Genomic DNA, 23,430 nt, shown 5'->3' with positions numbered 1-23,430 from the left:
CCGTGGCCGCGTGAGACAGGTGTGCACCTCTGTGACCTGGGACACCTGTGGGTTTGGCCGGAAAAGGTCCGGGCAGGCGCGCCCTCGGAGCGGTGCCGGTTGCGTACTCGGCAACCCGTTGCGCTCCCGACCATGTCCCCGACCGGAGAGGTGCGCGTGTCAGCCACGCTGGAGGCAGACCGGATCTACAAGGTGTTCGGCAGAAAACCGGACGCCGCCGTCGAGCGGCTCAGAAAGGGGGAGACCCGCGAGGAGCTGCGCGCGGACGGCGCCATGCCCGCCGTCATCGACGCGTCCTTCACCGTGGAGCCCGGCTCGATCTTCGTCGTGATGGGCCTGTCCGGCTCCGGCAAGTCGACGCTGCTGCGGATGCTGAACGGCCTCCTGGAACCGACCGCCGGGCACGTCCGCTTCGACGGCCAGGACCTGACCGCGCTCGACGACCGCGCGCTGCGGGAGGTGCGTGCGCGGAAGGTCTCCATGGTCTTCCAGCACTTCGCGCTCTTCCCCCACCGCACGGTCCTCGACAACGCGGCGTACGGCCTCGCCGTCCAGGGCGTCCCGCGCCCCGAGCGCGAGCGACGCGCCACCGAGGCGCTGAAGTTGTGCGGCCTGGAGGGCTGGGAGTCCTCCTGGCCCGACGAGTTGTCCGGCGGTATGCAGCAACGCGTGGGCCTCGCGCGCGCGTTGGCCACCGACGCCGACCTCCTCCTCATGGACGAGTCGTTCAGCGCGCTCGACCCGCTGATCCGCCGCGACATGCAGGACCAGCTCCTCACGCTCCAGAAGACCCTGAAGAAAACCATCGTGTTCATCACCCACGACCTCAACGAGGCGATGCGCCTCGGCGACCGGATCGCCGTCATGCGCGACGGCCGCATCGTCCAGAACGGCACCGCCGAGGACATCCTGCTGCGCCCGGCGGACGACTACGTCGCCTCCTTCATCCAGGACGTCGACCGCTCGCGCGTGCTGACCGCGTCCGCCGTCATGGACACCGACGCGCACGAGACGGACTGCTCGTGCGAGACCGTGACGCCGGGGACGCCGTTCACGGAGCTGTGCGCGATCTGCGCGCGCGTCGATCATCCGGTGGCCGTGCTCGACGACGCGGGGACGGTCGTCGGGGTCGTCACGTCGGACCTGCTGGTCGGGGTCATGGCCGAGGAGGCGGGTACCCATGCCTAGGCTGCGCCTCGGTGACTGGGTCGACTCCGGTGTCGACTGGCTCGTCAACCATCTCGCCTGGCTGTTCGACGCGGTGAAGGCCGTGGTGGAGGGCCTGTACGACGTCCTCGACGGCGTCCTGAACGCACCCGAGCCGCTGCTGCTCGCGGGCATCCTCGCCGTCCTCGCCTGGTGGCTGCGCGGGCTCACGGCGGGCGCGCTGTCGTTCGCCGGGTTCGCGCTGATCGACTCGCTGGACCTGTGGGAGAAGTCGATGTCGACGCTCTCGCTGGTACTGGTCGCGACCTTCATCGCGCTGGTGATCGCCCTCCCGCTCGGCGTGTGGGCGGCGCGCTCCAAGGCGGTCAGCGCGGCGCTGCGGCCGGTGCTCGACCTGCTCCAGACGATGCCGTCGATGGTCCTGCTGATCCCGGCGATCCTCTTCTTCGGCATGGGTGTACCGGCCGGGGTCGTCGCGACCCTCGTCTTCGCGGTCGCGCCGGGCGTCCGGATGACCGAGCTGGGGATCAGGCAGGTCGACGCCGAACTCGTCGAGGCCGCCGAGGCGTTCGGTACGACGCCCCGCGACACCCTCTTCCGCGTACAGCTGCCGCTCGCCCTGCCGACCATCATGGCCGGCGTCAACCAGGTCATCATGCTGGGCCTGTCCATGGTCGTCATCGCGGGCATGGTCGGCACGGGCGGACTCGGCGGCGCCGTCAACGAGGCCATCGGCCAGCTCGACATCGGGCTCGGGTTCGAGGCCGGGCTCGGGATCGTCGTCCTCGCGATCTACCTCGACCGGATGACCGGCGCGCTCGGCACCCGCCTCTCGCCGCTCGGACGCCGGGCGGCGGCGAAGGCGAAGGGGAGCGCGTGGACGTACCGGCCGCGTCCGGCCGTGGCCATGTCCTGCGTGACCGTGCTCGCGGTCGTCGCGGGCGGGCTCGGGGTGTTCGGCGGGAACGGGGTTCCGGCGCACGCGTCGGGGACGGACGTCGGGCGCGGGCAGGAGATCAGGATCGGCTACATCCCGTGGGACGAGGGGATCGCGTCCACGTACCTGTGGAAGGAGATCCTCCAGGAGCGCGGCTTCGAGGTGACGACCACGCAGTACGCCGCCGGACCCCTCTACACCGGCCTCGCCACCGGCCAGCTCGACTTCCAGACGGACTCCTGGCTGCCGACCACCCACGCCGAGTACTGGAAGAAGTACGGCGACCGGCTCGACGACCTCGGCGCCTGGTACGGCCCGACGTCCCTGGAGCTGACCGTCCCGTCGTACGTGAAGGACGTCGACTCCCTTGCCGATCTCAGGAGCCGGGCCTCGGAGTTCGGCGGGCGCATCGTGGGGATCGAGCCCAGCGCCGGGATGATGGGGCTGCTGAAGGACAAGGTCGTCGAGGAGTACGGGCTCGACGGGTACGACGTCGTCGACGGCTCGACCCCGGCGATGCTGGCCGAGCTGAAGCGGGCGTACGCGCGCAAGCAGCCGATCGTCGTCACGCTGTGGTCGCCGCACTGGGCGTACAGCCAGTACGGGCTGAAGAAGCTGGCCGACCCGCGCGGGGCCTGGGGCGAGGGCGATCACGTGCACACCGTCGCCCGGTCCGGGTTCGCGGCGGACCAGCCCGAAGTGGCGCGCTGGCTCAAGGAGTTCAGGATGACCGAGGCGCAGCTGACGTCCCTGGAGGCGCAGCTCCAGAAGTCCGGGAAGGGCAAGGAGCAGGACGCCGTACGCACCTGGCTCAAGGCGAACCCCGGGCTGGTGGAGAAGTGGGCTCCGGTGCGGAGCGAGGCCGCTGCGGCACGGTAAGGATTCGGCCAACCACGCAGAGCTATGCCGTACCCCGAAGTCACCCTTCGGCCTCCCCCGCGGGAGCCGGACGGGTGACTTCGGGGCGTACGGGGCGTACGCTCGCGACCCGCCGGGGGGTCGGGGACCGTTTCCGCGGGCTTTGTGGGTGTGATCCACTGGCGCGAACCCGTGCGTCGGGCGTCACGGGGTGTGTCGTCGATGTGACGGGCACATGAAACGGTTTGCGGAACATGCGTAGGGTGCAGAGAACTCATCAGACGGCGTGTGCACGGCGACGCGGACCGACGAGCTGGAGGAGGGAGCCGGAGCTATGGGCGACCACAAGGAACGGCCCCTGCGCGTGGGGGCGGCCGTACGGCGTCGGAGGCATGCGCTCGAACTGACGCTGGCGGCTGTCGCCGAGCGCAGCGGGCTGTCCGTGCCGTTTCTCAGCCAGATCGAGAACGACCGGGCCCGGCCCTCCACGGGGTCCCTGGAGAAGGTCGCGGACGCGCTCCGTACGACCGCCGTCGAGCTGCTCGCCGCCGCCGATCCCGCTTGCAGCGTCGACGTCGTCCGCGCCGACGAGGGGGAGGACGCGGGCCTTCCCCGGTCCCGGTCACTCGTCCGGGGGCATCATCAGATGCACGCCACCGAGATCACCGGCGACCATGACGCCGGGCGTGAATTCCAGTACCGCAACGACCAGTTGATGTACGTCGCCGACGGTGCCGTCGAGGTCGAGGCGGAGGGGCGGGCCTATCGGCTCGGGCGGGGGGACACGCTGTATCTGACCGGCGGGGTCCGGCATCGGTGGCGGGCCACCGTTCCCGATACGCGGATTCTGGTCGTGGCCGTCGCCGAGCACATCGAGGCTGTGCGGGGTGGGAAGCAGCGGTAGGCGGGGCGGGGGTTCTGTGGGGTTGACCTGGGGTTATGGGGGCTCTGGGCATAAGCTGATGTTATGAGCAGCGACGGTGTGGTGGTTCCCCTTTCCCATCGGGTGCCTGATCTTGGCGCCCTTGAGCTGTTGCTCGCCGTTGCCCGGGTGGGGAGTCTGGGGGCCGCCGCGCGCGAACTGGGGATCACGCAGCCTGCCGCCAGCAGCCGGGTTCGGTCCATGGAGCGGCAGCTCGGGGTCGCGCTCGTCGACCGGTCTCCTCGCGGGTCTCGGCTCACCGATGCGGGTGCCCTTGTCACCGACTGGGCTCGGCGGATCGTCGAGGCCGCCGAGGCGTTCGACGTCGGGGCCCAGGCGCTTCGGGACCGGCGGGACTCCCGGTTGCGGGTCGCCGCGAGCATGACCATCGCCGAGTATCTGTTGCCGGGGTGGTTGCTGGCGCTTCGCGCTCAACGGCCCGATACGGCGGTGTCGTTGCTCGCGGGGAACTCCGCCGCTGTGGCCGAGCAGCTGTTGGCGGACGAGGTCGATCTCGGGTTCGTGGAGGGGCTGAGTCTGCCTGCGGGGCTTGATTCCGCCGTCATCGGGCATGACCGGTTGATCGTCGTCGTCGCGCCCGGGCATCCCTGGGGGCGGCGGCGGAAGCCTCTGCGGGGGGAGGAGTTGGCCGCGACCCCTCTCATTCTTCGGGAGAAGGGGTCCGGGACCCGGCAGGTGCTGGACGCGGCGCTCGGTGGGCTGGCTCTTCGGCCGTTGATCGAGTTGTCGTCGACGACCGCGGTGAAGGCGGCGGCGGTGAGTGGGGCCGGGCCCGCTGTACTGAGTGAGCTGGTGGTGGGGGAGGAGCTGGCGATGCGGAGGCTGGTGTCCGTGCCGGTGGAAGGGGTGGCGTTGGGGCGGGAGTTGAGGGCGGTGTGGCGGGCTGGGCATCGGCCGGTGGGGCCTGCGCGGGAGTTGTTGGCGTTGACTCGGGGGTGAGATGCCTTTGCCCACCCACCCACCCGACTCGGTTTGTTGGAGGGGCGAGGTTTGAGGTGGGGGGTTCTGTGGGGTGGGGGGTGAGGGTTCGTCGTGGTTGGTCGCGCCCGCGCGGCGGAGCCGCATGGTGATGCAGCCCCGCGCCCCTTGGGGCGTTGGTGTGGCCGGGGGGTTCCTTGCGGTGTCCTTCGAGGGCTCGCCCCCTTCGCGCCGGCGTTGTGCCGGTTCGGCATAGCCGCATAGTGCTCAAGTTCTTGCGGGAGTTCGCCTTCCCGCCCCTTGGAAAAGCGGTGGGCATCCTCGCCTGTCTCTGCCCACCATGTCCCCGTGAACTCCTCCGCCCCTCCCGCCGCCGGTGTCCGTCTTGACTGGGAAGACCTGCCTGCCTCCGTGTGTGACGCCGTTGCGGGGATACTCGGTGCGCCCGTTGCGCGGGCCGTTACCCAGCGCGGTGGGTTTTCGCCGGGAGTTGCGGCTCGGGTGGTGACCGGTCAGGGGAAGCGGGGGTTCGTCAAGGCCGTCAGTGGGGACGTGAATTCGTTCAGTCCCGTTCTGCATCGGCAGGAGGCTCGGAATGCTGCGGCGTTGCCCGTAGGGGTGCCCGCACCGAGGTTGTTGGGGGTGCATGACGACGGGAACTGGGTTGCCCTCGTGTTCGAGGATGTCGCCGGGCGGCAGCCTCATGTGCCCTGGAGGTCAGGGGAGTTGCGAGTCGTGCTGGACGCCGTCGGGGAACTGGGGCGGGTTCTGACCCCCGCCCCGTTCGACGCGCCTTCCGCCGCGGAGGACTTGGCGGACGCGTTCGGCGGCTGGCCGGAGCTGGTGGAGCGGGGGTTTCCGGTCTTCCAGCGGGCCGAAGGGTGGGAGGAAGCCGTACGAGGGGACACCCTCGCGCACGGAGATCTGCGAGCCGACAACGTGTTGTTGGCCGGCGGCACCGACCGCGTCTGGTTCGTGGACTGGCCCCACGTGACCAGAGCCGCCCCCTGGCTGGACCTGCTCCTCCTGCTCCCCAGTGTCCGCGCACAGGGCGGCCCGGACCCGGAGACCGTGTTCACGGAACATCCCCTGGGCCGGAGGGCCGACCGGGACGCGGTCACCGTCGCTCTGGCCGCGCTCACCGGATACTTCCTCGGCAGCGCGGGCAGACCCGCTCCCCCCGGCCTCCCCACCCTCCGCCCCTTCCAACAGGCCCAGGGAGACGCCGCGTTGGAGTGGCTCCGCACCCGCGTCCGGTGACGTCAGCCCGCCGCCTCGACCAGCGCCCGCATCACCCGCAGGTCGTCCCCCATCTCGGGATGCCACTGGACCCCGAGCGTCCACCCCCCACCCCGCTCGACAGCCTCGACAGTCCCGTCCTCGGCATACGCGGAGGCGACCAGCCCAGCCCCCAGCCGATCGACCGCCTGATGGTGATACGTCGGAACACTGGACGCCTCCGCCACGATCCCCTCGTACAGGGTCCCCGCGACCGGCGTGACGGTGTGCCGCCCGAACACCCCCGGCGCCTTCACATGCCCCTCCATGTGCTGGACGAGCGTCCCGCCGAGGGTGACGTTGAGGAGCTGCATCCCCCGGCAGATGCCGAGCAGCGGCACGTCCGCATCGAGGGCCGCTGAGATCAACGCCGTTTCCCAGGCGTCGCGTTCGCGCGCGGGGACATCCGTACGGGCCTCGCGCGAGGCCCCGTACAGAGCGGGATCGACATCGGGACCGCCGGAGATGACGAGCCCGTCGAGGCGGGCGACGGCAGACGCGGCGCGCGCGGGCGCGTCCGGCGGCAGCATCGCCGCGATCCCCCCGGCCCGCTGCACGAGCCGGGGATAGCCCGCGGGCAGCAGCGCCGCCTCCAGCTCCCAGACGCGCCAGCTCGCGGCGGGCTCCAGATAGGTGCTGATCCCGATGAGCGGCGTACCGGCCATGAACCCTCCAGGTAATGGACTCCAGGGATACCTTTGCAGAGCCGAGGTCAGGTGAGGAAGCCCCGCAGCAGCGCCGCCGTGCCCCCGCAGTGCTCGCGCATGATCTCGCGCGCGGCGTCGGCGTCCCCGTCGAGGACCGCTTCGACGAGGGCCTCGTGCTGGCGCTGGGAGTGTTCGAGGTTGCGGACGAGGAGGGGGATGCAGTCGAGGAGGTCGTTGACCTGGGCGCGGACGGCGGCGTACTGGGCGGTGAGGGAGGGGGAGCCGCAGAGTTCGGCGAGGGTGAGGTGGAGGAGGGTGTCGCGGCGGCGGTAGTCGGCGAGGGGCGCGTCGTGGGTCCCGGCGAGGGCCTCGCGCAGCCGCGTGGCCTGTACGTCGGTGAGGCCGTGGCTCGCGCACAGGCCCGCCGCGCCGACCTCAAGGACCTCGCGGAACCGCAGGACGTCCTCGATGTCGACCTCGGCGATCCGGCGCCGGAGTTCGTCCTCGCCGTCCGCCGAGCGCGGCAGCACGAACGTACCGCCGTACCGCCCCCGCCTCGACTCCAGCAGCCCCTGGTCCTGGAGGACCTTGAGGACCTCGCGCAGGGTCACCCGGCTGATGCCGAGCCGCTCGGCCAACTCCCTTTCGGCGGGCAGCCGTTCGCCGCCGGGGACGAGGCCGAGGCGGACCACCTGGAGGATCTGCTCCAGCGCCTCCTCGAAGCCGTTGCCCGCCCGCACCGGCCGCAGGACCGGCGTCAGCCGGTCACCCGTACCCGTGTTCTTCTCCACCGTCATCCGGCCGTGCCCCTTCCCAAGCAATGGTTTTCAGCAATACCTTATGGCTCTTGGACGCCATCGAGGAGGCCCTCCGTGCCAGACCGCATAGCCCCGCTGCCCGTCGAGGATCTGCACGCCCTGGTCGCGGCGGGCGAGATCGACACGGTCGTCCTGGCCTTCCCCGACATGCAGGGCCGCCTCCAGGGCAAGCGGTTCGCGGCCCGCTTCTTCCTCGACGAGGTCCTCCAGCACGGTACGGAGGGCTGCAACTACCTCCTCGCCGTCGACACGGACATGAACACCGTCCGGGGTTACGCCATGTCGTCCTGGGAGAGCGGCTACGGTGACTTCGCGATGCGCCCCGACCTCACCACCCTGCGCCGTATCCCCTGGCACCCCGGCACCGCCCTCCTGATCGCCGACCTGGCCTGGGAGGACGGCTCCCCGGTCGGCGCGGCCCCCCGCCAGATCCTGCGCCGCCAGCTGGACCGGCTCGCCGAACTCGGCTGGACCGCGCAGGTCGGCACGGAGCTGGAGTTCATGGTCTTCCGCGACAGCTACGAGCAGGCGTGGGACGCGGGCTACAAGGGCCTCACCCCCGTCAACCAGTACAACGTCGACTACTCGATCCTCGGCACCGGCCGTATCGAACCGCTCCTGCGCCGCATCCGCAACGAGATGGCCGGCGCGGGCCTGACCGTCGAGTCCGCCAAGGGCGAGTGCAACCTCGGCCAGCACGAGATCGTCTTCCGCTACGACGAGGCCCTCGTCACCTGCGACCAGCACGCCGTCTACAAGACCGGCGCGAAGGAGATCGCCGCGCAGGAGGGCGTATCCCTCACGTTCATGGCCAAGTTCGACGAGCGCGAGGGCAACTCCTGCCACATCCACCTGTCGTTGACGGACGCCGACGGCGCGAACGTCTTCGCGGGCCCGGACGGTATGACGGACACGATGCGGCACTTCCTCGCCGGTCAGCTCGCCGCCCTGCGTGACTTCTCCCTGCTGTACGCGCCCAACATCAACAGCTACAAGCGGTTCCAGCCGGGCTCCTTCGCGCCGACCGCCGCCGCCTGGGGCCGCGACAACCGCACCTGCGCCCTGCGCGTCGTCGGCCACGGCCGCTCCCTGCGCTTCGAGAACCGCCTCCCCGGCGGCGACGTCAACCCGCACCTCGCCGTCGCCGCACTCGTCGCGGCGGGCCTGTACGGCGTCGAGCACAAGCTCGAACTCCCCGCCGCCTGCGCGGGCAACGCGTACACCGGCGACTACGAACACGTCCCCACCAGCCTGCGCGAGGCCGCCGACCTCTGGGAGCACAGCCCCATCGCGGAGGCCGCGTTCGGGGAGGAGGTCGTCGCGCACTACCTCAACATGGCGCGCGTGGAACTCGCCGCGTTCGACGCGGCCGTCACGGACTGGGAACTGCGCCGCACGTTCGAACGGCTGTAGAGCGAACGCCTGCTGTTTTACTGCTGGTTCACCGCGACACGACTGTGAAAGGTCAGGAATTGTCCGAGCTGATCGTCCTCAACCCGGCCACCGAGGAGGTCGTCGAGAGGGTCCCCGCCGCCGACGCCGCCGAGGTGGACGCGGCCGTCGCCCGCGCGACGAAGGCCCAGGAGGCATGGGCCGCCCTCGCCCCCGCCGACCGCGCCCGCCTCCTGCGCCGGTTCGCCGACCAGGTCGACGCCCATATCGAGGAGTTGGCGGCGCTGGAGGTCCGCGAGGCCGGGCACACGATCGGCAACGCCCGCTGGGAGGCGGGCAACGCGCGCGACCTGCTCCTCTACGCGGCGGGCGGCGTCGAGAGGTTGACGGGCCGTCAGATCCCGGTCTCCGGCGGCCTCGACGTCACGATCCTCGAACCCCTCGGCGTCGTCGGCGTGATCGCGCCCTGGAACTTCCCCATGCCCATTGCCGCTTGGGGCTCCTTCCCGGCGCTCGCGGCAGGCAACGCGGTCGTCCTCAAGCCCGCCGAGACGACCCCGCTCACCGCCCTGCGCCTGGCTCGACTCGCCCTGGACGCCGGGCTTCCCGAGGGCCTCTTCCAAGTCGTCCCGGGCTACGGCGACATCGCGGGCCGCGCCCTCGTCGACCACCCCGGCGTCGCGAAGATCGTGTTCACCGGCTCCACCCGCACCGGCCGCGAAGTCATGGAACGCTGCGCGAAGTCGGTCAAGCCGGTCACCCTCGAACTCGGCGGCAAGAGCCCCAACGTGGTGTTCGCCGACGCCGACCTGGCGAAAGCCCTCGACCCCTTCTCGTTCCTCGACAACACCGGCCAGGACTGCTGCGCCCGCACCCGCATCCTCGTCCAGGAGAGCGTGTACGACGAGGCGCGCGCGTTCCTCGCGGAGGCCCTCGCGGCCGTCGTCGTCGGCGACCCGGCCGACGAGAAGACCCAGATGGGACCGCTGATCTCCCGTCAACAGCTCGACCGTGTACGGTCGTTCGTGCCGGACGACGCACCCGGCGCCCTGCGCGGCAGCGCCCCCGGCGGCCCCGGGTTCTGGTTCCCGCCGACCGTCCTGACCGCCGAGGCCCCCGACTCGCCCGCCTGCCGCGAGGAGATCTTCGGCCCCGTCGCCGTCCTGCTCCCCTTCACCGACGAGGCCGACGCGATCCGCCTCGCCAACGACACCCCGTACGGCCTCTCCGGCTCCCTGTGGACCCGGGACATCGGCCGCGCGCTGCGGCTCTCACGGGCCGTCAAGGCGGGCAACCTGTCCGTCAACTCCCATTCCAGCGTGCGCTACTGGACCCCCTTCGGGGGCTACAAGCAGTCCGGGGTCGGCCGTGAACTCGGCCCCGACGCGCTCGCCGCCTTCACCGAGACCAAGAACGTCTTCATCAGCACGGAGGACCCCGCACAGTGACCGAGACTCCTGTCTGCCGCCGCCTCGTCGGCCGTACCGCCGTCATCACCGGAGCCGGCAGCGGCATCGGCCTCGCCACCGCCCGCCGCCTCGCCGCCGAGGGCGCGCACGTCGTCTGCGCCGACATCGACGAGACCGGCGGAAAGGCCGCCGCCGACGAGGTCGGCGGACTCTTCGTGAAGGTCGACGTCACCAACCCGGAACAGGTCGAGGCGCTCTTCAAGACCGCCTACGACACGTACGGCAGCGTCGACATCGCCTTCAACAACGCCGGGATCTCGCCCCCCGACGACGACTCGATCCTGGAGACCGGGCTCGACGCCTGGAAGCGCGTCCAGGAGGTCAACCTGACGTCCGTGTACCTGTGTTGCAAGGCCGCGCTGCCCTACATGCGGCAGCAGCAGCGGGGTTCGATCATCAACACGGCGTCGTTCGTGGCCAGGATGGGCGCGGCGACCTCGCAGATCTCGTACACCGCGTCCAAGGGCGGGGTGCTGGCCATGTCCCGGGAACTCGGCGTGCAGTTCGCGCGCGAGGGCATCCGGGTCAACGCGCTGTGCCCCGGACCCGTCAACACGCCTTTGCTGCAAGAGCTGTTCGCCAAGGACCCCGAGCGCGCGGCCCGGCGGCTCGTGCACATCCCCGTGGGCCGGTTCGCGGAGGCCGAGGAGATCGCCGCCGCCGTCGCCTTCCTGGCGAGCGACGACTCCTCGTTCGTCAACGCGACCGACTTCCTGGTGGACGGCGGGATCTCGGGCGCGTACGTGACCCCGCTCTAGAGGAACGTGTGGCCCTCGCCCCGGTAGGTGGGCACCGTCTCCGTGACGGTGTCCCCCTCGATCAGGTGCAACTGGTCGAAACGCTCGCAGAGTTCACCGGCCTTCGCGTGCCGGAACCACACCTTGTCGCCGATCAGCAGATCGTCGGCGGGCGCGCCGAGCAGGGGCGTCTGCACCTCGCCGGGGCCCTCCTGCGGGTCGTACTTCAGGCCCTCCGGGAGGTACGGCACCGGCAGGCGGTCCACGCCCGGCGCGCCCGAGGCCGGGTAGCCGCCGCCGAGGACCGTCACCACGCCGACACCCGGGCGGCGTACGACCGGCTGCGCGAACAGCGCCGCCGGACGGCCCGTGAACGACGTGTAGTTGTCGAACAGACGCGGGACGTACAGGCCCGAACCCGCCGCGACCTCGGTGACCGCGTCCTCGGCGACCGTGCTCTCCACGCTGCCCGTGCCGCCGCCGTTCACGAACTCCAGGTCCGGGGCCACCGCCCGTACCGCGCGCACCACTTCGGCGCGACGTTCCGCGAGTTCGCGGCGGGCCGTGGACTGCATCAGCCGGATCGCCCGCGAGCGGAAGGGGCGGCCGGCCACCGCGTCGCCGACGCCCGCGATGTGGCCCTCGTACGCCATGATGCCGACCAGCTTGAAGCCCTGACGCCGGGTCACCGTGCGGGCGAAGTCGGCGAGTTGGGACGGCGTGCGCAGGGGGGACCTTCTCGCGCCGACCCTGATCCGGCCGCCCAGCATCTGGAGGGCCGTGTCCAACTCCAGGCAGACGCGGATCACTTCACGGCCGTCGCCCCGCGCGGCGTCGATCAGGTCGAGCTGGGCCACGTCGTCGACCATGACCGTCACGGCGGCGGCGAGCTTCGGGTCGGCCGCCAGTTCCCCGTACCCGGTGCGGTCCGCCGACGGGTACGCCAGCAGGACGTCCTCGAAGCCCGAGCGGGCCAGCCACAGGGACTCCGCCAGCGTGAACGACATCAGCCCCGCGAAGCCGTCCCTCGCGAGCACCCGCTCCAGCAGGGCCCGGCAGCGGACGGACTTGCTCGCCACCCGGATCGGCTTCCCCCCGGCCCGGCGGCGCAGGTCGTCCGCGTTCGCGTCGAAGGCGTCCAGATCGACGATCGCGAGGGGAGCGTCCAGATGAGCGGTGGCCCGGTCGTAACGGGCCCGGTCGGCGGCGCGCACAGTCATGCACGCAGCCTGCCAGACGCGATTACCGCAGGGTAGGGGGACGATACGGGCAGATGCCCCGGGGTGGTGGTACGGGTTCTCCCTCCCCCCACGACAAGCCGTAGAGTGACGCGCACGCACGGGGGACGGCTCCGGCCGGGATGCCGGTCGACCTGTGCGGGTATGCGTGCCCGAGGGAACCACCGTCCACCGGGACGCCGCCGCTCGCGGGGCGGCTCGGTACGAGGAAAAAACGGGGGGTGCACTTGAGCACGCAAGCGCGGCGCCCTCCGGCGGATCACACGGTTTCGGAAGGGGCGTCCTTGAGGGAGGGGTCTGCGGGGGCGGGGGATGGGCGTGTTGTGGGGGGTGAGGCTTGGGATGAGGTGAGTGAGGACGGTGTGGTTCGGGGTGGCGTGGGTGAAGAGGGCGCTGATGAGGTTGGGGGAGTGGGGGCCGAGGCGGGGTCGGGTGCTGGTTTCGGTGGGGTGCGTGATGGTGCGCGGGGAGCTTCGTACGGTTCCCGTGATGTGAGCGTGCCGCGTGCGGGGGTCGGCGGGGATGTTTTTCCGCCGCCGCAGGCTTCTGCCCGGTTTCCGGACGTGGCGCCTTCGGCTCCTCGGCCGGGGGTGGGTGACGGTGGGGGCAGGCGGGGGGTGCAGTCCGGCGGTACGCCGGGGTCCGGTGCGGGCGCTTCTGATGCTGGGCCCGGGGTCGGCACGTCTTCTGGCACGGCGTTCGGTGCCGGTGCTGCTTCCTCCGAGGCCGGGTTCAGCGCCGACGGCACGTTTCCTGGCGGCGCCTCTGGTGTCGGCGGTGCTTCTTCCGACGCCGGGTTCGGTGCCAGCGGTACCTCTTCCGGCGCCGAGTTCGGTGTAAGCGGTGCCCCTTCCGCCGGCGAGTTCGGTGGCGACGCCGCGTTGTCCAGCGCAGCGTTCAGCGTCGACGGTGTTCGTCCGTACGTCTCCCGTGCCGCGCAGGCGTCGAGCGGTGACACTCCGCGTTCGCCCGCTTCCGGTAGTGCCTGGACGCCGTTCTCGCGTAGCCGGATGGCTCCGCCGAGCCGTCCCTCCGGCGAGCCGCCGGTCCGCCCGGCCCCGACGGACACCCCGGCCTGGACGCCGACGTCCTCGGTACGTCCCCCCGAGTTCGACGTTCCGTTCCCCTCGGACGGCTTGGCCTCACCCCGTCCGACGCCGTCGTACGACGACCAGGCCCAGGACGGCGCCACTCCGCCGCGCCCCACGGTGCCGCCGCGTCCTCGGTCCGCGCCGGGGGTGTCGTACGCGGCTTCCGCCTCGCCGGAGCGGGACGGTTCCGCGTCGGGACGGGAGGCTCCGGCCCGCTCCGAGTCTGCGGCGAATTCCACCCCTCCGGACTCGGCACACCCCTCGGAGTCTCCGCACGGCTCCGGAACGGGCCGGCCCACTTCGGACTCGGGACGGGCCCCGAAGCCTCCGTCCCGCTCGGGCTCAGGTCCCACGTCGGACGGGCGTCGCTTTGAGCCCGGCTCGGCGTCTGGGGCTGGGGCTGGGGTGGGGAGTCGCTCTGCCTCTCATCGTCCCGGCGCTGCGTCCGGGTCGGAGAGTCCCTCTGTTCCGCCGCGCCCGGTGGGTACTCCGGCGGCGGAGGGGCACCGTGTCGAGTCTCGCTCGGCCACTGCGCCCGGGTCGGGCAGTCATCCTGCCTCACCTCGTCCCACCACCGCCCCCGGGCCGGAGAGCCACTCTGTCCCACCGCGTCCGACAGGTACCCCGGCATCGGAGCGCCACCACACCGCACCGCGCCCCGCCACGGGGCCCGCGTCGGAGGGTCCTGTAGCCCCACCGCGCCCGGCCACAGCGCCCGCTTCCGAGAACCCGTCGCCCCCGGCCGCCACTCCCGCGTCCGAGAGCCGGCCCCCTCGGACCGCCGAACCCATCCCCCCGCGCCCCTCCACCCCGCCCAAGTCCGCGCGGCCCGGTACCACCCGTGTCACCCCCGAACAGAACCCCCCGATGCCGTCGCCCACGACCGTCCCGAACCCGACGCCCCCGACCTCCTCCGGGCGCGTCGGTGAGTACTCGGCTCCCGCGACCGGCGGATCCCCCCGGCCCACGGCCCCGCAGCCCACGACGGACACCCCCGGCTCCGGCCGCGACGCCCGGCCTCCGGCCTCCGCAGCGCCCCCGACTTCCATGGCGCCCCCGGCCTCGGCAGCGCCCTCGACCTCTGCCGTACCCCCGGCCTCCGCCGTGCCCTCGACCTCCATGACACCCCCAGCCTCCACGGCACCCCCGGCCTCCTTCATCGCTCCCTCGGGCACCCCTGCCCCCCACCCCACCCCCAACCACCCCACACCTCCCCCCGCCTCCCCCTCCCCCCTGCCCCCCCACCTCACCCCCGACCCCTCCCTCTCCTGGACCGCCACCCCCACCCCCCCGACGGCCCCCGCCTTCGGTGAGCGCTTCGAAGGCGTCACCCCCCACCCCCCCTTGGCCCGTGGCCGCATAGCCGCCGCAGCCGCCTGCGTCGTCCTCGGTCTGGGTCTCATCGGCGGTGCGGTCACCGGTAGTTGGCTGGTCGGGGACAACGCGGCGGCGGCCGGCGGGAGTTACGCGGCGGCCGGGGCGATCTGGCACAGCGTCCCCGTGGACCAGCTGTTCCCGGTGACGGTGGACGGACAGGGCGCGGGCCCCGGCGGCGCGGACAGGACGTGGACGAGGATCGGCGTCGCCCCGGACGCGGGCTGCGCGAACGCGTTCGACCCCCTGCTCACACAGGTCCTCGCCCCGGCGGGCTGCGACCGCCTCCTGAGAGCGACGTACGTGGACGCGACGCAGAGCTACGTGACCACCGTCGGCCTCCTGTTCACGACCGCCGACGCGACCCGCATGCGCGAGCTGGACACGAGGTTCGAGAAGGAGGGCCTGGCCCGCCGTACGGACCTGATGCCCCGCCCGTACGCCGCCCCGAACACCCTCGCCGCCCGCTTCGGCACCGCGCAGCGCGCGTCGTGGACGGTGTCGGTCCTGACGGACGCGCCCGTGGTGGTCTACTCCGTCTCCGGCTGGGCGGACAACCGCACGGTCGACACCCCCCAGCCCGCCGCCGAGGCAACCGCGACCGGCGCCACGTCGTCCGTGGCCCAGGCCGGCCTCGGCAACGAGGCCAAGGGCCTCGCGGACCGCATCGAACGAACCCTGCGCAAGGCCGCCGCCCCGACGGAGCAGCCGTCATGACCACCCACGGAAACGAATCGCCACCCGCACAGACCCCCCACCCGAACCCACACCCCGCAACGAACAACGCCCCCACCGACTCGCGAACCGCTCCGCACACCCGCCGGGCCGACACGAGCACCCGCTGCGGCGACTCACCGCCGGCCACGCCCGCCCCGAGCAGCCACGGCGCCAACTCGCCGACCGATCCGGCCCCCGCCCCGAGCGGCCACCGCGCCGAGCCCCCGCCCGCCGCACACACCCGCCGGGCGACCCCGGCCCCCATCACGAGCAACCCCACCGCCACCCCCACCATGCACACCCCACCCCCCTTCACCACCCGCCGCCGCACCACCTGCCGCGCCGCCCTCCTCGGCTGTCTCCTCGCCGCCGCAGTCGCCCTCGTCCCCCCGACCACCGCCTACGCCGACGGCATACGCGACCAGCAGTGGGCCCTGGACGCGATGCACACGCAGGAGGCGTGGCGGACGACCAAGGGGGCCGGGATCACCGTCGCCGTGCTGGACACCGGCGTCGAGGCCGATCACCCCGACCTCGACGGCAACGTCCTGCCCGCGAAGGACCTCGTCGGGTTCGGGGCCGTGCCGGGGCAGCGGGCCTGGGCGCGGCACGGTACCGCGATGGCCGGGATCATCGCAGGTCACGGGCACGGGTACGACAACGGCGACGGCGTCATGGGCATCGCCCCGGAGGCGAAGATCCTCCCCGTCAGGGTGATCCTGGAGGACGGCGACCCGGCCCGCACGCGCGCGAGGAACACCCGCGGCAACGCCCTCGCCGAAGGCATCCGCTGGGCCGCCGACCAGGGCGCCGACGTCATCAACCTGTCCCTCGGCGACGACTCGGAGTCCGCGCACCCCGAGCCCGCCGAGGACGAGGCCGTCCAGTACGCGCTGAAGAAGGGCTCGGTCGTCGTCGCCTCCGCAGGGAACGGCGGCGACAAGGGCGACCACATCTCGTACCCGGCCGCCTACCCCGGCGTCATCGCCGCGACGGCCGTCGACAAGAACGGCGTACGCGCCTCCTTCTCCACCCGCCGCTGGTACGCCACGGTCAGCGCCCCCGGCGTGGACGTCGTGATCGCCGACCCCGACCACAAGTACTACGAGGGCTGGGGCACGAGCGCGGCGGCGGCCTTCGTCTCCGGCGCGGTCGCGCTCGTCAAGTCCGCGCACCCCGGCCTCACCCCGGCGCAGATCAAGAACGTCCTGGAGTCCACCGCCCGCGACGCCCCCACCGGCGGCCGGGACGACTCCCGGGGCTACGGCTTCATCGACCCCGCCGCCGCGATCAGGGCCGCCGAGAAACTCAAGCCGGAGGGCCTGACCTCCCAGTCGTACGGCAAGGAGTACTTCGGCACGGGCCCCGACGAGGAGAAGAACGACCCCGACACGTCGGACTGGGCGGGCCCACTGGCGGGCGGCGCCGGGGGAGTACTGCTGGTGGCGTCGGTGGTGCTGTGGCGGGGCCGGCGGCGTACGGAGTTCTGACGGTACGACCCCGGCGGGGCGGGCCGCAGGGCCCTGAGCGGCGCCGACACCCGGCCACTCCCTACGGCACCGAGCCCCATCGCTACGACCCCGCCGTGAACGCCCCCACCGCCACCCGCGCCACCTCCTCCACCAGCGACACCCCCGCCGCCATGCTCACACTCCCGTCCGACAGCACCGCCACCAGATACACCCCGCCCCCAGCCGACACCCGCCCGATGCTGTTCACATCCCACAGCCCCGTCGTACTACGCGGAAGCCACCCGTTCTTCAGCGCCCACTCCGCCCCCTGCGCGGCAGCCGACACCCCCCACGCCTGATCGGCCTCGACCTGCGCCATCAGCTCACGGACGTACTCCCGGGAAGCGTCGCTCAACGTCGACGACTCCCCGAACACCTGCTGGAGCAGGGCGAGTTGATCGGCGGCAGTCGTCTGCGTGAGCCCCCACAGCGCCCCCTCCCCACCCTCCGTACCGGTCATCCCGAACCGGTCGTTGGCCGCGTCGAGCCCCTCCGCCTGGCCGATGGTGTTCCACAGGGCGCTCGCCGAGTCGTTGTCGCTGTTCTCGATCATCAGGGCGGCGTACGACCTCTCCTGGGCGGTCAGCACGCGCCCCGCGTCCTGCGCCTGGAGCAGCAGCGCCGCGAGGATGTCGACCTTCACGATGCTGGCCGTGTCGAACGCGGCCTCCCCGTACACGGCACTGTCCCCGGAGGCCAGATCGAGCACCCCGACGGACACGGCGGCGTCACCGGGGACGCTCACCGCCCCCATCGCCGTCTTCAGTGACGCGGTGCGGTCGGGCTCCGGCACAGGCTCCTCCTGGGTACGCGCGGCCGGCGAGGACGTCGCCGCCGGGGCCGAGGATACGGGGGTGCCGGGAGCGTCGTCGTGGGTCTTCACGTACGCCGTCCCGCAGGCCATCGCGATGACGGCGAGCACGGACAGGAGGAGTGTCCGGCGCCGGGAGGAGCGGGCGCGGTGGCGTCGTGCAGGTCTGGAGGACTCCATCCCGCGATGGTGGGGGCGGTGACTGTGTCTCCCGTGAGACGGACGTTAGACCTGTGTCAGGGATTCCTGAGAGAACCGTGAAACCGGTGACCGCGGGGTTACCGGCCCCGCACAACCGCAGCAGCATCCCCCCGATAGGGTCGACGACCGTGGCGAACAAGAACATTCCCGACCCCGGCTTCCCCGACGACGACGGCACGGCCGACCCGGCGCTCACGGCGGCGCTCACGGCATGGACGCAGGACCGCACGGAGGTCCCCGCGATCCTGGCGGCCCTGAGGACCGCGCGCCTCCTGGTCCCGGTGGTGGCGGTCCTCGGCGAGGTGGAGGAGGACGAGAACGGCCTGCGTCACGAGAAGACGAGCGACATGGCGATCCCCACGCTGAAAGCGGGCCCGCGCAAGGCACTCCCGGCATTCACATCGACGGCGTCTCTGGCCCAGTGGGACCCCCAGGCCCGCCCGGTAGCGGTCCGCCTCCACCAGGCACTGGAGGCGGCGGCCCACGAAAAGGCGGACACGGTGATCCTGGACCTGGCGGGCCCGGTTCCTTTCGAACTGACGGGCCAAACCCTGCTGGCCCTGGCGGAGGGCCGCACGACAACAAACCCACTGGAAGACCCGGCGGTCCTGGAAGCGGTACGTAAAGCGGTCTCCGCAGAGCCAGGAGTCCAGCACGCGTACCTGGGCCCGGGCGAGTCGGACGGCACGCTGGCCCTGGTCCTGACCGACAACGCCGTACCCGCAAAAACGGCACAAGCGGTGGCGGAACGCCTGGCAGCGGACGAAACCCTGAGGGCGCGCTTGGTAAAGGGCTTGGACTTGGCACTACTACCGACCGGAACCGAACTACCGGACAGCACCCAGATCCTTTAGGGGCGCGGGGAACTGCGCGACCAGCCCCCACAGGCAGTCAGCCGAAACTCAACCCGTCTTTTAGCCGTAAACAGGCCCGGTGTACTTCTCCCCGGGCCCCTGCCCCACCGCATCCGGCACGACAGAAGCCTCCCGAAACGCCAGCTGCAACGACTTCAGCCCGTCCCGCAACGGCGCCGCGTGAAACGAACTGATCTCCGTGGCGGACGCGTCCAACAGCCCCGCCAACGCAGTGATCAGCTTTCGCGCCTCGTCGAGATCCTTGAACTTCTCGCCCTCCTCGGTCAACCCGAGCTTGACCGCCGCCGCGCTCATGAGGTTGACGGCGACCGTCACGATGACCTCGACGGCGGGGACCTCGGCGATGTCGCGGGTCATTTCGTTGAAGTCGGGGGTGTCACTCATGGGAGACACGATAGGGGGAGGCGGCACAGGGTCCACCACGGAGCCCGGATTGGCCAGCACCGACGCGAACTGTTAACGTTGGAGGACGACCGGCTGGGCATGACTGTGCCCGGCCCACAAGTGGAGGCTTCGAACTCCCACCCGACCACCCCCAGGGGCGGCGGGTCACCGGTCAGACGGCCGTCCCTCGTGGGGGCGCCGCCGTCCGATGAGTACGCCCCGCGATCCCCGCGGCGGTGTTCCGGTAGTTCGAGGAACCCCGCATGTGATCGTCCGGGGCATTTTTTCTGCCTCGGCATGGTTGAAGGTCTTTAAGAGACAGACGTTACGCGGCGCCCGACGGAGGGAGTCGCGTGGTGCAACCGAGGAGGACTCATCAGCGCCGAGCCCCGCATCAACGACCGGATTCGCGTTCCCGAGGTGCGACTTGTCGGTCCCAGTGGCGAGCAGGTGGGCATCGTCCCCCTGGCCAAGGCACTGGAGCTTGCGCAGGAGTACGACCTGGACCTGGTCGAGGTCGCGGCGAACGCCCGCCCGCCGGTCTGCAAGCTCATGGACTACGGGAAGTTCAAGTACGAGTCGGCCATGAAGGCCCGTGAGGCGCGCAAGAACCAGGCGCACACGGTCATCAAGGAGATGAAGCTCCGGCCGAAGATCGACCCGCACGACTATGACACCAAGAAGGGTCACGTCGTCCGGTTCCTCAAGCAGGGCGACAAGGTCAAGATCACGATCATGTTCCGCGGCCGTGAGCAGTCCCGCCCGGAGCTGGGCTACCGCCTGCTCCAGCGACTCGCTTCGGACGTCGAGGACCTCGGGTTCATCGAGTCGAACCCGAAGCAGGACGGCCGGAACATGATCATGGTTCTCGGTCCGCACAAGAAGAAGACCGAGGCCATGGCCGAGGCACGGCAGGCGCAGGAGGCCCGCAAGGCCGAGGCGAAGGCCAACCCCGGCCGCTCGCAGAACGCCGCCGACGCCGACGCCGTGAACGCCGACGTCCATGACCTCGACGAGACCGACGAGACCGACGAGTTCGACGACGCCGTCGAGATCGACGAGGTCGACGAGACCCCTGCCGAGGCTTCCGCCGAGGCGTGATCCACGGGACGCGAGTCCCTCGGATCGAACCGACAGAACAGCGACGCTCCACCCCGTGCCCGGTTTCACGACCGGGCACCGGAGCGCCACCGACGAGGAGAGTACGGCGCCATGCCGAAGAACAAGTCGCACAGCGGTGCCAGCAAGCGCTTCAAGATCACGGGCTCCGGCAAGGTGCTGCGCGAGCGCGCCGGCAAGCGCCACCTGCTTGAGCACAAGTCGTCCCGCGTGACGCGCCGCCTCACCGGCAACGCCGAGATGGCCCCGGGCGACGCCGCGAAGATCAAGAAGCTTCTCGGCAAGTGACGTACGGCGCCCAGCGCCCTACGCCTTCACACCGGGACCCCATCGATACCGGGTCGTGTGAGTCCAACCACGGCCCCGCTACAAGGAGTTAAACAAAGTGGCACGCGTCAAGCGGGCAGTCAACGCCCACAAGAAGCGCCGGGCGATCCTCGAAGCAGCCTCCGGCTACCGTGGTCAGCGTTCGCGCCTGTACCGCAAGGCCAAGGAGCAGGTCACCCACTCGCTGGTCTACAACTACAACGACCGCAAGAAGCGCAAGGGCGACTTCCGTCAGCTGTGGATCCAGCGCATCAACGCCGCTGCCCGCGCGAACGGCATCACGTACAACCGCTTCATCCAGGGTCTGAAGGCCGCGAACGTTGAGGTCGACCGCAAGATCCTGGCCGAGCTGGCCGTGAACGACGCCAACGCGTTCGCCGCGCTCGTCGAGGTCGCCCAGAAGGCGCTTCCGGCCGACGTGAACGCCCCCAAGGCCGCCTGAATCTCGGGCTAGAGCTTTGACTGCACGGACCCGTGGGACTACCTGCGGGTCCGTTCTGCTGACCAGAAGGCGAGACCCGTACATGTCCCCCCTGCCCCCCGACCTCATCTCCCCCCGTTCCCCCCGTGTCGCCGCCGCCCGGCGGCTCGCCCGGCGGAACTTCCGGAGCAAGGAGCGGCTGTTCCTCGCGGAGGGGCCGCAGGCGGTGCGGGAGGCGGCCAAGGGGACGCTGGTCGAGCTGTTCGCGACCGTGGAGGCGGCCGAGCGGTACGCCGATGTCGTCGGGGACGCGCGGGACGCGGGCGTACGGGTCCATCTCGCCGACGAGCAGGTCGTCGCCGACATCTCCACCACCGTCACCCCGCAGGGCCTCGTCGGGATCTGCCGGTTCCTGGACACGCCCTTCGAGGAGATCCTCGCCGCCCGCCCCAAGCTCGTCGCCGTCCTCGCACACGTACGCGACCCCGGGAACGCCGGTACGGTCCTGCGGTGCGCGGACGCGGCCGGCGCCGAGGCCGTCGTCCTCACCGATGCCTCGGTGGACCTGTACAACCCCAAGGCCGTACGCGCGTCCGTCGGATCGCTGTTCCACCTCCCCGTCGCCGTCGGAGTGCCGGTCGAGCGGGCCGTGGAAGGGCTGAAAGCGGCCGGGGTCAGGATTCTCGCGGCCGACGGAGCTGGTCAGGACGACCTGGACGACGAGCTGGACAACGGGACGATGGGCGGCCCGACGGCCTGGGTGTTCGGGAACGAGGCGTGGGGGCTCCCGGAGGAGACCAGGGGGCTCGCGGACGCCGTCGTGCGCGTCCCCATCCACGGAAAGGCTGAAAGTCTGAACCTGGCCACCGCCGCCGCCGTATGTCTCTATGCGTCAGCCCGTGCACAGCGCGCCTCAGGAGGGTGCCGCAGCGTCACCGAGAACTTGTAGGGTGACGTGCTCGGGGGTCCTCGTCTGGGAGGTGGGGTGCGGGGATGAGTGCGGTCACGAGCGGTACGCCGGAAGCCCGCAGGGTGTGGTGGCCGCCCGGGGTGGGGCCGGACGAACTGCCGGACGGCCTGGTGGTCGCCGATGAGCGCGGCCTGATCGTCTGTTTCAACGCCGCCGCCGAACGGATGACCGCCACCGCGGCGGCCGACGTCCTCGGCAGGCCGCTGGACAAGGCGCTGCCGTTAGAGGACCTGGAGGGCCGCCGCTGGTGGCAGCTCACCGATCCGTACGGCGGCCTCGCCACCCGGGTGCGCCAGCCCGAACGCAACCTGCTCCTGCCCGGCGGACGCGAGTTCCTCGTCTCCGCCCGCTACGTCCGCGACCGCCCCGCGGGCCCCGTACAGCGTGTCGTCGTCTGTCTGCGCGACACCGAGGCCCGCCGCCGCACCGAGCGCTCCCACGCCGAGCTGATCGCCACGGTCGCCCACGAACTGCGCTCCCCCCTCACCTCCGTCAAGGGCTTCACCGCGACGCTCCTCGCCAAGTGGGAGCGCTTCACCGACGACCAGAAGCGCCTCATGCTGGAGACCGTCGACGCCGACGCGGACCGCGTCACCCGCCTCATCGCCGAGCTGCTCGACATCTCCCGCATCGACTCGGGCCGCCTCGAGGTCCGCCGCCAGCCCGTCGACATGGGCGCCGCCGTCGGCCGCCACATCCAGGCGTACGTCGCCGCCGGGCTCCCCGCCGACCGCTTCCTCCTGCGCATCGGCCAGCCCCTGCCCGCGCTGTGGGCCGACCCCGACAAGGTCGACCAGGTGCTCAGCAACCTCATCGAAAACGCCGTGCGCCACGGCGAGGGAACCGTCACGATAGACGTCACGTCCGCCGCGTCCCCCCGTGAGGGGGAGGACACGGGCACGTCGGTCACCGTGAGCGACGAGGGGGCGGGTATCCCGGAGGAGTCCATGAACCGCGTCTTCACCCGCTTCTGGCGGGGCAGCAAGCGCGGCGGCACGGGCCTCGGGCTCTACATCGTCAAGGGCATCGTCGAGGCCCACGGCGGCGTCATCACGGTCGGCCGCGCCCCCGAGGGCGGCGCGCAGTTCCGATTTACGTTGCCCGTGGCAGCGCCTGCTTATCTGAGCTAGGCCGCCACGGGCGCGTTCGAACATCCACGCCCCGTTAGACTCGGCCTTTGGCACCTTTGTGTCCCACAGCGCTCAGCGAGCACTCACCGAGCCGGTC

Annotated in this window: 21 protein-coding genes; 16 read left to right on the top strand and 5 right to left on the bottom strand. The window is 71.3% G+C overall.

Going from position 1 to position 23,430, the window contains the following annotated elements:
- Positions 1-156: 156 nt before the first annotated feature.
- The 5 genes from ACQCO7_RS08400 (at position 157) to ACQCO7_RS08380 (ending at position 6,083) form a co-directional block, all read left to right on the top strand.
- On the top strand, positions 157-1,188 hold the full coding sequence (locus tag ACQCO7_RS08400; RefSeq protein ID WP_464077175.1) for a quaternary amine ABC transporter ATP-binding protein: 1,032 nt from the start codon (positions 157-159) through the stop codon (positions 1,186-1,188).
- Complete coding sequence (locus ACQCO7_RS08395) at positions 1,181-2,983, top strand: ABC transporter permease/substrate binding protein (protein WP_464071218.1); 1,803 nt, start codon at positions 1,181-1,183, stop codon at positions 2,981-2,983. Before ACQCO7_RS08400 ends, ACQCO7_RS08395 begins: the two co-directional genes overlap by 8 nt.
- A 313-nt stretch (positions 2,984-3,296) precedes the next feature.
- On the top strand, positions 3,297-3,866 hold the full coding sequence (locus tag ACQCO7_RS08390; RefSeq protein WP_464071217.1) for a helix-turn-helix domain-containing protein: 570 nt from the start codon (positions 3,297-3,299) through the stop codon (positions 3,864-3,866).
- Between the two features lie 63 nt (positions 3,867-3,929).
- Entirely contained in the window at positions 3,930-4,844 is a 915-nt protein-coding gene (locus ACQCO7_RS08385; RefSeq protein WP_464071216.1) for a LysR family transcriptional regulator, read from the top strand.
- Between the two features lie 327 nt (positions 4,845-5,171).
- Positions 5,172-6,083 (top strand): phosphotransferase, encoded by a 912-nt coding sequence (locus tag ACQCO7_RS08380; protein WP_464071215.1) that lies wholly within the window; start codon positions 5,172-5,174, stop codon positions 6,081-6,083.
- A 2-nt stretch (positions 6,084-6,085) separates the two neighbouring features.
- Here the strand turns inward: ACQCO7_RS08380 and ACQCO7_RS08375 are convergent, their stop codons facing one another.
- On the bottom strand, positions 6,086-6,766 hold the full coding sequence (locus tag ACQCO7_RS08375; protein WP_464071214.1) for a gamma-glutamyl-gamma-aminobutyrate hydrolase family protein: 681 nt from the start codon (positions 6,764-6,766) through the stop codon (positions 6,086-6,088).
- A gap of 47 nt (positions 6,767-6,813) precedes the next feature.
- Positions 6,814-7,545 (bottom strand): FadR/GntR family transcriptional regulator, encoded by a 732-nt coding sequence (locus ACQCO7_RS08370; protein ID WP_010350275.1) that lies wholly within the window; start codon positions 7,543-7,545, stop codon positions 6,814-6,816.
- Between the two features lie 75 nt (positions 7,546-7,620).
- Here ACQCO7_RS08370 and ACQCO7_RS08365 point away from each other — a divergent pair, with 75 nt between their 5' ends.
- Genes ACQCO7_RS08365 through ACQCO7_RS08355 form a run of 3 tightly spaced genes read left to right on the top strand, consistent with a single transcriptional unit; the run spans position 7,621 to position 11,185 of the window.
- The gene (locus tag ACQCO7_RS08365; protein ID WP_464071213.1) at positions 7,621-8,979 is read left to right on the top strand and encodes a glutamine synthetase family protein; all 1,359 of its coding nucleotides are present in this window, start codon (positions 7,621-7,623) and stop codon (positions 8,977-8,979) included.
- Between the two features lie 59 nt (positions 8,980-9,038).
- Positions 9,039-10,406 carry an aldehyde dehydrogenase family protein gene (locus tag ACQCO7_RS08360; RefSeq protein WP_464071212.1) on the top strand — a complete coding sequence of 456 codons (1,368 nt, stop codon included), beginning with the start codon at positions 9,039-9,041 and terminating at the stop codon, positions 10,404-10,406.
- Complete coding sequence (locus ACQCO7_RS08355; protein ID WP_050374260.1) at positions 10,403-11,185, top strand: 3-oxoacyl-ACP reductase; 783 nt, start codon at positions 10,403-10,405, stop codon at positions 11,183-11,185. The genes ACQCO7_RS08360 and ACQCO7_RS08355 overlap by 4 nt, the downstream gene beginning before the upstream one ends.
- On the opposite strand, the gene ACQCO7_RS08350 is transcribed toward ACQCO7_RS08355, so the two are convergent.
- Positions 11,182-12,384 (bottom strand): amino acid deaminase/aldolase, encoded by a 1,203-nt coding sequence (locus tag ACQCO7_RS08350; protein ID WP_464071211.1) that lies wholly within the window; start codon positions 12,382-12,384, stop codon positions 11,182-11,184. The genes ACQCO7_RS08355 and ACQCO7_RS08350 overlap by 4 nt on opposite strands.
- A 2,228-nt stretch (positions 12,385-14,612) precedes the next feature.
- Between ACQCO7_RS08350 and ACQCO7_RS08345 the strand changes: the two genes are divergently transcribed.
- Together ACQCO7_RS08345 and mycP are read left to right on the top strand one after the other, a co-directional pair.
- Positions 14,613-15,584, top strand: coding sequence for a hypothetical protein (locus tag ACQCO7_RS08345; RefSeq protein ID WP_464071210.1), 972 nt, complete (start codon positions 14,613-14,615; stop codon positions 15,582-15,584).
- A 293-nt stretch (positions 15,585-15,877) separates the two neighbouring features.
- Positions 15,878-17,074, top strand: coding sequence for a type VII secretion-associated serine protease mycosin (gene mycP, locus ACQCO7_RS08340; RefSeq protein WP_464077174.1), 1,197 nt, complete (start codon positions 15,878-15,880; stop codon positions 17,072-17,074).
- Positions 17,075-17,156: 82 nt separating this feature from the next.
- Here the strand turns inward: mycP and ACQCO7_RS08335 are convergent, their stop codons facing one another.
- Complete coding sequence (locus tag ACQCO7_RS08335) at positions 17,157-18,086, bottom strand: serine hydrolase (protein ID WP_464071209.1); 930 nt, start codon at positions 18,084-18,086, stop codon at positions 17,157-17,159.
- 149 nt (positions 18,087-18,235) lie between these two features.
- Here ACQCO7_RS08335 and ACQCO7_RS08330 point away from each other — a divergent pair, with 149 nt between their 5' ends.
- A complete protein-coding gene (locus ACQCO7_RS08330; RefSeq protein WP_464071208.1) occupies positions 18,236-18,961 on the top strand; it encodes an SseB family protein in 726 nt (241 codons plus the stop codon).
- 60 nt (positions 18,962-19,021) lie between these two features.
- Here the strand turns inward: ACQCO7_RS08330 and ACQCO7_RS08325 are convergent, their stop codons facing one another.
- On the bottom strand, positions 19,022-19,366 hold the full coding sequence (locus ACQCO7_RS08325; protein WP_464071207.1) for a DUF1844 domain-containing protein: 345 nt from the start codon (positions 19,364-19,366) through the stop codon (positions 19,022-19,024).
- A 375-nt stretch (positions 19,367-19,741) separates the two neighbouring features.
- Between ACQCO7_RS08325 and infC the strand changes: the two genes are divergently transcribed.
- The 5 genes from infC to ACQCO7_RS08300 all read left to right on the top strand — a co-directional run bounded on the left by infC (position 19,742) and on the right by ACQCO7_RS08300 (position 23,333).
- Positions 19,742-20,467 carry a translation initiation factor IF-3 gene (gene infC / locus ACQCO7_RS08320; RefSeq protein ID WP_464077173.1) on the top strand — a complete coding sequence of 242 codons (726 nt, stop codon included), beginning with the start codon at positions 19,742-19,744 and terminating at the stop codon, positions 20,465-20,467.
- Positions 20,468-20,578: 111 nt separating this feature from the next.
- Positions 20,579-20,773: a 50S ribosomal protein L35 gene (rpmI, locus tag ACQCO7_RS08315; protein ID WP_003977225.1), complete on the top strand. Its 195-nt coding sequence runs from the start codon at positions 20,579-20,581 to the stop codon at positions 20,771-20,773.
- A gap of 97 nt (positions 20,774-20,870) precedes the next feature.
- Entirely contained in the window at positions 20,871-21,254 is a 384-nt protein-coding gene (gene rplT / locus ACQCO7_RS08310) for a 50S ribosomal protein L20 (RefSeq protein WP_010350261.1), read from the top strand.
- An 82-nt stretch (positions 21,255-21,336) separates the two neighbouring features.
- Entirely contained in the window at positions 21,337-22,182 is an 846-nt protein-coding gene (locus ACQCO7_RS08305; RefSeq protein WP_464071206.1) for a TrmH family RNA methyltransferase, read from the top strand.
- A 44-nt stretch (positions 22,183-22,226) separates the two neighbouring features.
- Positions 22,227-23,333 carry a sensor histidine kinase gene (locus ACQCO7_RS08300; RefSeq protein WP_464071205.1) on the top strand — a complete coding sequence of 369 codons (1,107 nt, stop codon included), beginning with the start codon at positions 22,227-22,229 and terminating at the stop codon, positions 23,331-23,333.
- Positions 23,334-23,430 lie beyond the last annotated feature (97 nt).

It is taken from the genome of Streptomyces saintjeani (assembly GCF_055409605.1).
Note: the sequence above shows the minus strand (reverse complement) of the source record. Positions and strands in the feature narration are given on the sequence as shown.

Coding starts and splice junctions, on each gene's coding strand:
- ACQCO7_RS08385 (WP_464071216.1), top strand. CDS start 3,930: ATGAGCAGCGACGGTGTGGTGGTTCCCCTTTCCCATCGGGTGCCTGAT.
- ACQCO7_RS08305 (WP_464071206.1), top strand. CDS start 21,337: ATGTCCCCCCTGCCCCCCGACCTCATCTCCCCCCGTTCCCCCCGTGTC.
- ACQCO7_RS08350 (WP_464071211.1), bottom strand. CDS start 12,384: ATGACTGTGCGCGCCGCCGACCGGGCCCGTTACGACCGGGCCACCGCT.
- mycP (WP_464077174.1), top strand. CDS start 15,878: ATGCACACCCCACCCCCCTTCACCACCCGCCGCCGCACCACCTGCCGC.
- ACQCO7_RS08325 (WP_464071207.1), bottom strand. CDS start 19,366: ATGAGTGACACCCCCGACTTCAACGAAATGACCCGCGACATCGCCGAG.
- ACQCO7_RS08300 (WP_464071205.1), top strand. CDS start 22,227: ATGAGTGCGGTCACGAGCGGTACGCCGGAAGCCCGCAGGGTGTGGTGG.
- ACQCO7_RS08390 (WP_464071217.1), top strand. CDS start 3,297: ATGGGCGACCACAAGGAACGGCCCCTGCGCGTGGGGGCGGCCGTACGG.
- rpmI (WP_003977225.1), top strand. CDS start 20,579: ATGCCGAAGAACAAGTCGCACAGCGGTGCCAGCAAGCGCTTCAAGATC.
- ACQCO7_RS08375 (WP_464071214.1), bottom strand. CDS start 6,766: ATGGCCGGTACGCCGCTCATCGGGATCAGCACCTATCTGGAGCCCGCC.
- ACQCO7_RS08345 (WP_464071210.1), top strand. CDS start 14,613: ATGACACCCCCAGCCTCCACGGCACCCCCGGCCTCCTTCATCGCTCCC.
- ACQCO7_RS08395 (WP_464071218.1), top strand. CDS start 1,181: ATGCCTAGGCTGCGCCTCGGTGACTGGGTCGACTCCGGTGTCGACTGG.
- ACQCO7_RS08370 (WP_010350275.1), bottom strand. CDS start 7,545: ATGACGGTGGAGAAGAACACGGGTACGGGTGACCGGCTGACGCCGGTC.
- ACQCO7_RS08335 (WP_464071209.1), bottom strand. CDS start 18,086: ATGGAGTCCTCCAGACCTGCACGACGCCACCGCGCCCGCTCCTCCCGG.